Origin of the sequence: Mesorhizobium sp. M8A.F.Ca.ET.161.01.1.1, assembly GCF_004792105.1 — a bacterium.
GTDB lineage: Bacteria > Pseudomonadota > Alphaproteobacteria > Rhizobiales > Rhizobiaceae > Mesorhizobium.
Window position 1 is genome coordinate 209,626 of the sequence record NZ_SRTD01000011.1, and the last position, 11,019, is coordinate 220,644.

Annotated in this window: 10 protein-coding genes; all 10 read left to right on the top strand. The window is 64.4% G+C overall.

The window, feature by feature from the left end:
* The first annotated feature begins 24 nt into the window (after positions 1–24).
* The 10 genes from EN804_RS24825 (at position 25) to EN804_RS24875 (ending at position 10,784) form a co-directional block, all read left to right on the top strand.
* Positions 25–714 (top strand): hypothetical protein, encoded by a 690-nt coding sequence (locus EN804_RS24825; RefSeq protein WP_167531348.1) that lies wholly within the window; start codon positions 25–27, stop codon positions 712–714.
* The gene (locus EN804_RS24830) at positions 711–1,040 is read left to right on the top strand and encodes a hypothetical protein (protein WP_127870650.1); all 330 of its coding nucleotides are present in this window, start codon (positions 711–713) and stop codon (positions 1,038–1,040) included. Before EN804_RS24825 ends, EN804_RS24830 begins: the two co-directional genes overlap by 4 nt.
* An 84-nt stretch (positions 1,041–1,124) precedes the next feature.
* Positions 1,125–2,021 carry a glutamine amidotransferase family protein gene (locus EN804_RS24835; RefSeq protein WP_127870649.1) on the top strand — a complete coding sequence of 299 codons (897 nt, stop codon included), beginning with the start codon at positions 1,125–1,127 and terminating at the stop codon, positions 2,019–2,021.
* A 4-nt stretch (positions 2,022–2,025) separates the two neighbouring features.
* Positions 2,026–2,748 carry a GXGXG domain-containing protein gene (locus EN804_RS24840; protein WP_135916235.1) on the top strand — a complete coding sequence of 241 codons (723 nt, stop codon included), beginning with the start codon at positions 2,026–2,028 and terminating at the stop codon, positions 2,746–2,748.
* A gap of 6 nt (positions 2,749–2,754) precedes the next feature.
* A complete protein-coding gene (locus EN804_RS24845; RefSeq protein WP_015318914.1) occupies positions 2,755–4,083 on the top strand; it encodes an FMN-binding glutamate synthase family protein in 1,329 nt (442 codons plus the stop codon).
* Positions 4,084–4,117: 34 nt separating this feature from the next.
* Entirely contained in the window at positions 4,118–5,425 is a 1,308-nt protein-coding gene (gene glnT / locus EN804_RS24850; protein ID WP_135921583.1) for a type III glutamate--ammonia ligase, read from the top strand.
* Between the two features lie 36 nt (positions 5,426–5,461).
* Positions 5,462–6,715, top strand: a complete 1,254-nt coding sequence (locus tag EN804_RS24855; protein WP_135921584.1) for a sarcosine oxidase subunit beta family protein — start codon at positions 5,462–5,464, stop codon at positions 6,713–6,715.
* A gap of 14 nt (positions 6,716–6,729) precedes the next feature.
* Positions 6,730–7,005 (top strand): sarcosine oxidase subunit delta, encoded by a 276-nt coding sequence (locus EN804_RS24860; protein WP_135921585.1) that lies wholly within the window; start codon positions 6,730–6,732, stop codon positions 7,003–7,005.
* Between the two features lie 193 nt (positions 7,006–7,198).
* On the top strand, positions 7,199–10,171 hold the full coding sequence (locus EN804_RS24870; RefSeq protein WP_135921587.1) for a sarcosine oxidase subunit alpha: 2,973 nt from the start codon (positions 7,199–7,201) through the stop codon (positions 10,169–10,171).
* Positions 10,164–10,784 carry a sarcosine oxidase subunit gamma family protein gene (locus EN804_RS24875; protein WP_135921588.1) on the top strand — a complete coding sequence of 207 codons (621 nt, stop codon included), beginning with the start codon at positions 10,164–10,166 and terminating at the stop codon, positions 10,782–10,784. Before EN804_RS24870 ends, EN804_RS24875 begins: the two co-directional genes overlap by 8 nt.
* The last annotated feature ends 235 nt before the right edge of the window (positions 10,785–11,019 follow it).

Consider the following 11,019-nt stretch of genomic DNA (forward strand, 5'->3'; position numbering starts at 1 on the left):
TCTGGACGGGCCTTGCACGATAAAATGTCCGAGGTGACATCAGCACTGCTTGCCGGGGCAATTGTCCTGGCTCTCGTCCTTCACTTTGCGTGGCTGGCACGCCGCAGCCGCGACAGGGCCTCGGCCGCGCTCGCCGCCGACGAGGCCAGCATTCGCACCGTCGTCGCGGACGTGGCCAATGTCTCGGAGGGCACGGCCGGCGTCATCACCTGGGAAGGATCGTGGAACGGCCATCATGTCCAGTTGCGCACCATCGTCGACACGCTTGCGACACGAAAGCTGCCGGCGCGCTGGCTGTCGGTGTCCCTTACCGAAAAGGTCGCGGTGCCGGCGGTGTTCGACATGATGATGCGGCCGGGCTCGCCGACGACATTCTCCAATTTCGACCATCTGGACCATACGCTGCCGAAAGCTCCGGGATTTCCGGCCGAAGCGGTGCTGCGGACGGACCGCAGAGGCACGCGTTTTCCGCAAGGCATCATCGCCGGCCATCTCGAACCCTTTGCGGATGGCCGCGCCAAGGAGCTGCTGATCACGCCAAACGGAGTGCGCATCGTGTGGTTGCTGGCCGAGGCCGAGCGGGCACGCTACGGGGTCTTCAGGCAGGCCGCGTTCGGTGACACGCGTATCGATGCGACGCTGATCGAACGGCTGCTCGTATCTCTCTCGAAGCTGCGCGACGCCATCAACCGAAGCGAACGGCAGGCCGCATGAGCACTTCAAACACTTCGCCGGCGCCAGTGAGCCCTTATCTCGTCCTGGGCGCCGCAATCGTGCTGCCGGCAAGCGGGCATGTCATTCTTGGCGTACCGGTGCGCGGACTGCAGTTCCTTTTCTTCATGGTCATTCTGGCCTGGGTGACCGCCAAGATTTCGCCGCCGGATGCCAACTTCGTCGGCCGTCACGCCGGCGGCTTCCTGATCTATGCGCTGTCGATCCTCGACGCCTATAAGATCGCCCGTATCCGCGCCGCCAAATGGGCTCATAATGCCCAGCGCGAGGGCGATGTTACGCAGAGTGGCATTGAGCCGCATACGTAACCAGAGGAAAATTTTTTTCATCCCATTGAATTCAAGGATTTCATTCGGTACATCATCTCTAGTCACAAACGTCGGGAGGCTGACATGTGCGGAATCGTTGGACTTTTCCTGAAGGACAAGGCGCTGGAGCCGAAGCTCGGCGCGATGCTGTCGGAGATGCTGGTATCGCTCAGCGATCGTGGCCCCGACAGCGCCGGCATCGCCATCTATGGCGCGACATCGGGCAACGAGGCCAAGATCACCATCCAGTCGCCGAAGCCTGACCGCGATTTCCGCGGGCTGGACGCCGAACTCGCCAAGGCTCTCGGAGCGCCGGTGAGCATTGCGGTGAAATCGACACACGCGGTGGTCAGGACCACGCCCGACAAGGTCGACGCGGCGCGTGAAGCCCTTCAGTCGCTCAGGCCCGATGTCCGCATCATGGGCGCCGGCGAAGCGGTTGAAATCTACAAGGAAGTCGGCCTGCCGGAGGCCGTCGTCGATCGCTTCGATGTCCGCAAGATGACCGGCACGCATGGCATCGGCCACACCCGCATGGCGACGGAATCGGCCGTGACGACGATGGGCGCGCATCCCTTCTCGACCGGCGCCGACCAGTGCCTGGTGCACAATGGTTCGCTGTCCAACCACAACAATGTCCGCCGCGAGCTGGTGCGCGAAGGCATGAAATTCGAGACCGAGAACGATACCGAGGTCGCCGCTGCCTACCTTTCCTCGCAGATGGCGCACGGCAAGAATCTCGGCGAGGCGCTGGAAGGCACGCTCTCCGACCTCGACGGCTTCTTCACCTTCGTCGTCGGCACCAAGAATGGTTTTGGCGTGGTGCGCGATCCGATCGCCTGCAAGCCCGCCGTGATGGCCGAGACCGACCAGTATGTCGCCTTCGGCTCGGAATATCGGGCACTGACCAAACTGCCCGGCATCGACAATGCGAGGGTCTGGGAACCGGAGCCCGCAACCGTTTATTTCTGGGAGCATTGAGTTCATGCCGGCAACCTCCAAGGCAACGCGCGAAAGCCATGCGCGCGTCTTCGACCTCGACGTCCAGTCGTTGCGGGAACTCAACCAGGCGCTCCATAAGCTGACCGCCGGCTCGAATGAGACGGCATGGGAAGTGCTCAACCCGAAAGGCAACCACTCGGTCGCCGTCGGTGTCGACCAGCCCGTCAGCATCGATGTGCGCGGCAGCGTCGGCTATTATTGCGGCGGCATGAATTCGGGCAGCGCCATCACCGTGCACGGCTCTGCGGGCCCCGGCGTCGGTGAAAACATGATGGCGGGCTCGATAACGGTGAAAGGCGACGCCAGCCAGTATGCCGGCGCCACCGGCAGGGGCGGGCTGCTGGTCATCGAGGGCAATGCCTCGTCGCGCTGCGGCATCTCGATGAAGGGCATCGACATCGTCGTGCACGGCAATATCGGCCACATGTCGGCCTTCATGGCGCAGTCCGGCAATCTCGTGGTTTTGGGCGATGCCGGTGATGCGCTGGGCGATTCCATCTACGAGGCACGGCTTTTCGTGCGCGGCAAGGTCGATAGTCTGGGCGCCGACTGCATCGCCAAGGAGATGCGGCCCGAACATCTGGAATTGCTGCAGGGCCTGCTCGACCGCGCCGGCGTGACTGGGGTAAAGCCGTCGGAGTTCAAGCGCTACGGTTCGGCGCGCACGCTCTACAATTTCAATATCGACAACGCCGACGCGTATTGAGGCAAGATGACGTACCGCAACCCGCCGACGACACCGCGCAAATCCGCGACCTTCGACGACTACACGCTTTCCGAAATCCGCCGCGCCGCGGCGACCGGCATCTACGATATCAGAGGTGCCGGCGCCAAACGCAAGCTGCCGCATTTCGATGACCTCCTGTTCCTCGGCGCCTCGATCTCGCGCTATCCGCTGGAAGGCTATCGCGAGCGTTGCGACACATCCGTGGTGCTGGGGTCGCGGCATGCGAAGAAGCCGATCGAACTGAAAATTCCGATCACCATCGCCGGCATGAGCTTCGGCTCGCTGTCCGGCCCGGCGAAGGAAGCGCTCGGGCGCGGCGCGACGCTGTCCGGCACCTCGACCACGACCGGCGATGGCGGCATGACCGAGGAAGAGCGCGGCCATTCCAAGCAACTGGTCTATCAATACCTGCCGTCGCGCTACGGCATGAACCTGCGCGACCTGCGCCGCGCCGATGCCATCGAGGTGGTCGTCGGCCAGGGCGCCAAGCCGGGTGGCGGCGGCATGCTGCTCGGCCAGAAGATTTCCGACCGTGTCGCCGAAATGCGCACGCTGCCGAAAGGCATCGACCAGCGCTCGGCCTCGCGCCACCCCGACTGGACCGGCCCGGACGATCTCGAGATCAAGATCCTCGAACTGCGCGAAATCACCGACTGGGAAAAACCGATCTACGTCAAGGTCGGCGGCGCCCGCCCCTACTATGACACAGCGCTCGCGGTGAAGGCCGGCGCCGACGTCGTCGTGGTCGACGGCATGCAGGGCGGCACGGCGGCGACGCAGGAAGTGTTCATCGAAAATGTTGGGCAGCCGACGCTCGCCTGCATCAGGCCGGCGGTGCAGGCGCTGCAGGACCTCGGCATGCACCGCAAGGTGCAGCTGATCGTCTCCGGCGGCATCCGCAACGGCGCCGATGTCGCCAAGGCGCTGGCGCTCGGCGTCGACGCGGTGTCGATCGGCACCGCGGCGCTCGTCGCGCTCGGCGACAATGATCCCCGCTGGGAGGCGGAGTACAACGAACTCGGCACCACATCAGGCGCCTATGACGACTGGCACGAGGGCAAGGACCCTGCCGGCATCACCACGCAGGACCCGGAACTGATGAAGCGGGTCGACCCCGTGGCCGCCGGCCGCCGGTTGGCGAACTATCTCAAGGTGATGACGCTGGAGGCGCAGACCATCGCCCGCGCCTGCGGTAAGAACAGCCTGCACAATCTCGAACCCGAGGACCTCGTCGCATTGACGATCGAGGCAGCCGCCATGGCCGGCGTGCCGCTGGCCGGCACCAACTGGATACCGGGGAAGAACGGCTTCTAACACACACCCGAAATACCATAAGCGAGGAACTATAATGGGGAACGATCTCGCCGCTTTCGCCAAAAAGAACGGCGTCAAATATTTCATGATTTCCTACACTGACCTGTTCAGTGGCCAGCGTGCCAAGCTGGTGCCGGCGCAGGCGATCGCCGATATGCAGAAGGATGGTGCCGGCTTTGCCGGGTTCGCCACCTGGCTCGATCTGACGCCGGCGCATCCCGACATGCTGGCGGTGCCGGATCCGGACTCCGTCATCCAGTTGCCGTGGAAACCGGAAGTCGCCTGGGTCGCGGCCAACTGCATCATGGACGACAAGGAGGTCGACCAGGCGCCGCGCAACACGCTGAAGCGGCTGATCGCCGAGGCAGCCGCCGACGGCATGCATGTCAAGACCGGCGTCGAAGCCGAGTTTTTCCTGATCTCGCCTGACGGCAAGGCGATCTCCGACGAATACGACACGGCATCGAAGCCTTGCTACGACCAGCAAGCCGTGATGCGCCGTTACGATGTCATCGCCGAGATCTGCGACCACATGCTGGCGCTCGGCTGGGGCGCCTACCAGAACGACCACGAGGACGCCAACGGCCAGTTCGAGATGAACTGGGCTTTCGACGACGCGCTGCCGACCGCCGACAAGCATTCGTTCTTCAAGTTCATGGTCAAGTCGATCGCGGAAAAGCATGGCCTGCGCGCCACCTTCATGCCCAAGCCCTTCCAGGGTCTGACCGGCAATGGCTGCCATGCCCACATCTCGGTCTGGGACAAATCAGGCAAGACCAATGTCTTCGCCGACAATTCAATGGAGCTTGGCCTGTCGGACAAGGGCAAGAACTTCCTCGGCGGCATCATGAAGCACGCCTCCGCACTCGCCGCGATCACCAACCCGACGGTCAATTCCTATAAGCGCATCAACGCGCCGCGCACCATTTCGGGTGCGACCTGGGCGCCGAACACGGTGACCTGGACCGGCAACAACCGCACCCACATGGTGCGCGTGCCCGGCCCTGGACGTTTCGAATTGCGCCTGCCGGATGGCGCGGCCAACCCCTATCTCCTGCAGGCGGTCATCATCGCCGCCGGTCTCGACGGCATCCGTTCGAAGGCCGATCCGGGCAAGCGCTACGACATCGACATGTACCAGCACGGCCACACGGTGAAGGGCGCGCCGAAACTGCCGCTCAACCTGCTCGACGCCTTGCGCGAGTTCGACAAGGACAAATCGCTCAAGGCGGCGCTGGGTGAGGAATTCTCGTCGGCATATCTAAAGCTGAAGCACCAGGAATGGAATTCCTATGCTTCGCACTTCACGCAATGGGAGCGCGACCACACGCTGGACATTTGATCGTCCTGGCGGTGCGAGCGACCTCGGAATGAACTGATGAAATACTCGATCTTCTCGCTCGCGCGCGCCGCTCTTTCCGGCCACAAAAACTGGCAACGCACCTGGCGCGACGCCGCGCCGAAGGACCGCTACGACGTGGTGATCATCGGCGGCGGCGGCCATGGGCTCGCCACCGCCTGGTTCCTGGCCAGCGAGTTCGGCATCAAGAATGTCGCGGTGCTGGAAAAGGGCTGGATCGGCTCCGGCAATGCCGGTCGCAACACGACCATCATCCGCTCCAATTACGGCCTGCCCGGCAACACCGGCTTCTACGAATTGTCGATGAAGCTGTGGGAGCGGATGGAGCAGGACCTCAACTACAACGCGATGGTCAGCCAGCGCGGCGTTCTCAATCTCTATCATTCCGACGCACAGCGCGATGCCTATGCGCGGCGCGGCAACACCATGCGCATCAACGGCATCGATGCCGAACTGCTCGACCAGCCGGCGCTGAAGAAGATGCTGCCGTTCCTGAACTTCGACCATGCGCGCTTCCCGGTGCAAGGCGGGCTGCTGCAACGGCGCGGCGGCACGGCGCGCCACGATGCGGTGGCCTGGGGCTACGCCCACGCTGCCAGTGAACTTGGCGTCGACATCATCCAGAATTGCGAAGTCACCGGCTTTGTCAGGGACGCGAACGGCAAGGTGACCGGCGTCGAGACCTCGCGCGGCAGGATCGGCGCCGGCAAGGTCGGCATGGCGGTTGCCGGCTCTTCCTCGCGCGTCGCTGATATGGCGGGCCTGCGCCTGCCTATCGAAAGCCATGTGCTGCAGGCCTTCGTCTCCGAGGCGATCAAGCCGCTCATCCCCGGCGTCATGACGTTTGGCGCCGGACATTTCTATGTCAGCCAGTCCGACAAGGGCGGCCTCGTCTTCGGCGGCGACATCGACGGCTACAATTCCTACGCCCAGCGCGGCAATCTGCCTGTGATGGAGGATGTGTGCGAGGGCGGCATGGCGATCATCCCGATGATCGGCCGCGTGCGGCTGTTGCGCCAGTGGGGCGGCATCATGGACATGTCGATGGACGGCTCGCCGATCATCGACAAGACACCGGTCGAGGGGCTCTATCTCAATGCCGGCTGGTGCTATGGCGGCTTCAAGGCGACACCCGGCTCGGGCCTTGTCTTCGCCCATCTGATCGCGCGCGATGAATCGCACAAGGAGGCCGCGCGCTTCCGCCTCGACCGGTTCCGGACCGGCGCTGTGATCGACGAAAAGGGCCAGGGCGCCCAACCGAACCTGCACTGAAGGCGGCTGGAACCATGCGCATTACCTGTCCCTTCTGCGGCGAACGCGAACTCGGCGAATTCACCTATCTCGGCGACGCCAAGCCGGTGCGGCCGGCGGCCGACGCCGGCGAGGACGCCGTCTATGACTATGTCTATCTGCGCGACAATATCGCCGGCGTGATGGACGAGAACTGGTATCACGGCGGCGGCTGCCGGGCCTGGCTGAAGGTCACCCGCAACACGCTGACGCACGAGATTTCCGGGGTAGAGGCTGCTGCCGGCGCTGGCGCGAGCCAGGTGGCGAAATGAGCAATTTTGCTAACGTCGGCGCCGCCCCTCACCTGCCTGCCGGCATCCTCTCCCCGTATAGAGACGGGGAGAAGGGGCTTGTCGCCGGCGTTGCGGCCAGCCTCTCTCTCCCCGTCACTATACGGGGAGAGATGTCCGGCAGGACAGTGAGGGGCAGCACCGCCCTTCGCCATGAAACGAGAGGCCGGACACCATGACCTCTCATCGCCTCTCTTCCGGCGGTCTCGTCGATCGTTCGGCGCCGCTGAATTTCAGTTTCGACGGCAAGAGCTACTCCGGCTTCAAAGGCGACACGCTTGCCTCGGCACTGGTTGCCAACGGCGTCAAGCTGGTCGGCCGCTCGTTCAAGTATCACCGGCCGCGCGGCATCCTGACGGCGGGGTCGGAAGAGCCCAACGCGTTGGTCGAACTGCGCAGCGGCGCGCGGCGCGAGCCGAACACCAAGGCGACGACGGCCGAACTTTATGAAGGTCTTGAGGCCGCCAGCCAGAACCGCTGGCCGTCGCTCAATTTCGACGTCATGTCGGTCAACCAGCTGTTCGCGCCGATCTTCGTCGCCGGCTTCTACTACAAGACCTTCATGTGGCCGGCGAAGTTCTGGGAAGCGATCTACGAGCCGGCAATCCGACGCGCCGCCGGCCTTGGCCGCGCGGCGGGCATCGCCGATCCCGACCATTACGACAAGGCGTGGGCGCATTGCGATGTGCTGATCGCCGGCTCGGGCCCGACCGGCCTCGCGGCCGCATTGGCCGCAGGCCGCACGGGTGCGCGCGTCATCCTGTGCGAGGAGGATTTTACCCCCGGCGGCCGCCTGCTTGCCGATGGCGGCACGATCGACGGCATGCCGGCGGCCGAATGGCTTTCACGGACGCTGGCTGAACTTGGATCCCTGCCCGACGTGCGCATAATGACGCGCACGACGCTGTTCGGCGTCTATGACGGCGGCACCTATGGCGCCATCGAGCGCGTCAACGACCACGTGCCCTCGCCGCCCGAGCATCAGGTGCGGCAGCGTCTGTGGCGGATCGTGGCCAAGCGCTGCGTCGTCGCCGCAGGCGCGCTCGAACGGCCGATCGTCTTTGCCGGCAACGACGCGCCGGGCGTGATGATGGCGTCCGCCATGCGCAGCTATATCACACGTTACGCGGCGGCCCCGGCCAAGCGCATGGCGCTGTTCACCAACAACGAGGATGGCTGGCGCACGGTGGAGACCGCACTCGGTGCCGGCTTGCAAGTGGCGGCCGTGATCGACGCGCGCGCGGAGATTTCGCCGGCGCATCGCTCGCTTGCAAGCAAGGGCGGCTTTCCCGTTCTGCATGGCTCCGTCAGCGGCATCGATGGCGGCAAAACCGGCGTGCGCAAGATTTCGGTCTCGCTCACAGGCGGCGCGCGCGCCGAAGTTGAAGCCGACGGGCTTGCCGTTTCCGGCGGATGGAACCCGACCGTCGGGCTCACCTCCTACCATCGCGGCCGGCCGATATGGCGCGACGACATCGCCGCCTTCGTGCCTGACGGCGCACCGCCCGGCATGGTCGCAGCGGGCGCCGCAAACGGTGCCTTCGGACTTGGCGCCTGCCTGCGCGAAGGTTTTGCGGCGGGCGTGACGGCGGCACGCGATGCCGGACATGGCAATGGTTCAGGCTCCACGCCGGTGGCCGATGACGAGGCCTTTTCGCTGACGCCGCTGTGGCATGTCGCCGGCAAGGGCAAGGCCTTTGTCGACCAGCAGCATGACGTCACCGCATCCGACATCGAGTTGGCGCAGCGTGAGGGTTTTGAATCGGTCGAGCACCTGAAGCGCTACACGACGCTCGGCATGGCGACCGACCAGGGCAAGACCTCGAACGTCGCCGGCCTCGCCATCATGGCGGCGGTCACGGGCAAATCCATTCCCGAGACGGGCACCACGATCTACCGGCCGCCTTACGTGCCGGTGGCCATCGGCGCCTTCGCCGGCCACCATCGCGACGAGACTTTTCATGCGACGCGGCTGACGCCGTCGCATCACTGGGCCGCCGAACAGGGAGCTATCTTTGTCGACACCGGTTTATGGAAACGGGCACAGTGGTACCCCAGCGCGGGCGAGAAGGACTGGCTGGAATCGGTGACCCGCGAGGTCAAGGCTGTGCGCGGCGGCGTCGGCTTCTGCGATGTCTCGACACTCGGCAAGATCGACGTGCACGGCGCGGATGCCGGCGCCTTCCTCGACCGCGTCTATATCAACACCTTCTCCAATCTTGCGGTGGGAAAAGCGCGCTACGGGCTGATGCTGCGCGAGGACGGCATCGTCTACGACGACGGCACGACGTCGCGTCTGGCCGAGGACCACTATTTCCTGACCACCACGACGGCCAAGGCCGGACTGGTGATGCAGCACCTCGAATTCTGCCGGCAGGTGCTGTTTCCGGAACTCGATGTCCAACTGACCTCGGTCTCCGACCAGTGGGCGCAGTTCTCCATTGCCGGACCCAAGACCCGCGACCTGTTGAAAGAGATCGTCGATCCTTCGGAGGATCTCTCCAACGAAGGTTTCCCCTTCATGGGCGCGCGCGAAGTCGCGTTGCGCGGCGGCGTCAAGGCGCGGCTGTTCCGCATCTCCTTCTCCGGCGAAATGGCGTTCGAGATTTCGGTGCCGGCGCGCTACGGCGAGGCGATGGCCCGCAATCTGATGATAGCGGGCCAGCCGTTCGGCGTGACGCCTTACGGCACCGAGGCGCTCGGCGTCATGCGCATCGAAAAGGGCCATGTCGCTGGCCCGGAACTCAGCGGCACGACAACCGCGGCCGATCTCGGCCTCGGCAAGATGATGTCGACCAAGAAGGATTTCATTGGCCGCGTCATGGCCGGGCGCGAGGCGCTGATTGCAGCGGACCGGCAGGTGGTCGTCGGCATCAAGCCGACCGACAGGGCGCGACGGCTACGCTCCGGCGCGCACATCATTCCGAAGGGGCAGACACCCGGGCCTGATAACGACCAGGGCTATGTCACCTCGGTCTGCTTCTCGCCGACATCAGACCACTGGATCGGGCTTGCCCTTGTCGAGCGCGGCCGTGAGCGCATCGGCGAGATCGTGCACGCGCACGATCCGCTGCGCGGCGAAGACTATGACGTCGAGATTTGCAATCCCGTCTTCTACGATCCGGATGGAGGGCGCCAGCGTGGCTGAGTTTTCCTGGGAGACCCGCAGCCCGCTCGACCGGGCCCTCGTTGCCGGGCCTCATGGTGCGAGCGGCGATGCCGGCGTGTCGCTGACCGAGATCCGCAATTTCGACCTCGTCCAGGTGATGGCGCGGCGCGGCAAGACTGACGAAATGGCGAAAGTCGCCAAGGCGCGCTTCGGCGCCGCTGCACCGCTGACGCCAAAGGCGATCGACACAGCCGATGCGACGCTGATCTGGTCGGGGCCGGATCAGTTCCTTGCCCTGTCGACAGGCGGCAAGCATTCGATCGAGGCCCTTGCGCCCGGCTTTACCGGCTCGGCCTCGCTTTCCGACCAGTCGCATGCGCGGGTGTTGATCAGCATCTCCGGCGCCAAGGCGCGGACCATGCTGGCCAAGCTGTCGTCGATCGACCTGCACCCCGATGTTCTTGGCGTAGGCGCGGCGGCAGCCACGTCGATGGACCACACCAGCGTCACACTGTGGCGCGGCGCGGATCGCGACGGACAGGCGGTGTTCAATCTGCTGGTGTTCGCGACCTTTGCCGAGAGCCTGTGGCACACCATTCTGGACTCGGCCGCGGAGTATGGCGTCGAGATCGGGCATTCCGAGGACGTTTAGCGGCCAACCGGCAAAACTCAGTGCTGCCCCTCATCTGCCTGCCGGCATCTTCTCCCCGTATAGTGACGGGGAGAAGGGGATGTTGTCCGAACCGGATAGATAGGTAACAGAATGGACCGATAGCATGGGTGACAGTTTTCTTGTCCGCCGGGAGGACCGGCGATGGTTTGGCGAGAAACTGGGATCATGGACGAGCGGCTACGGTTTGTTGTGGATTGCCTTTCGGGTGAAGAGA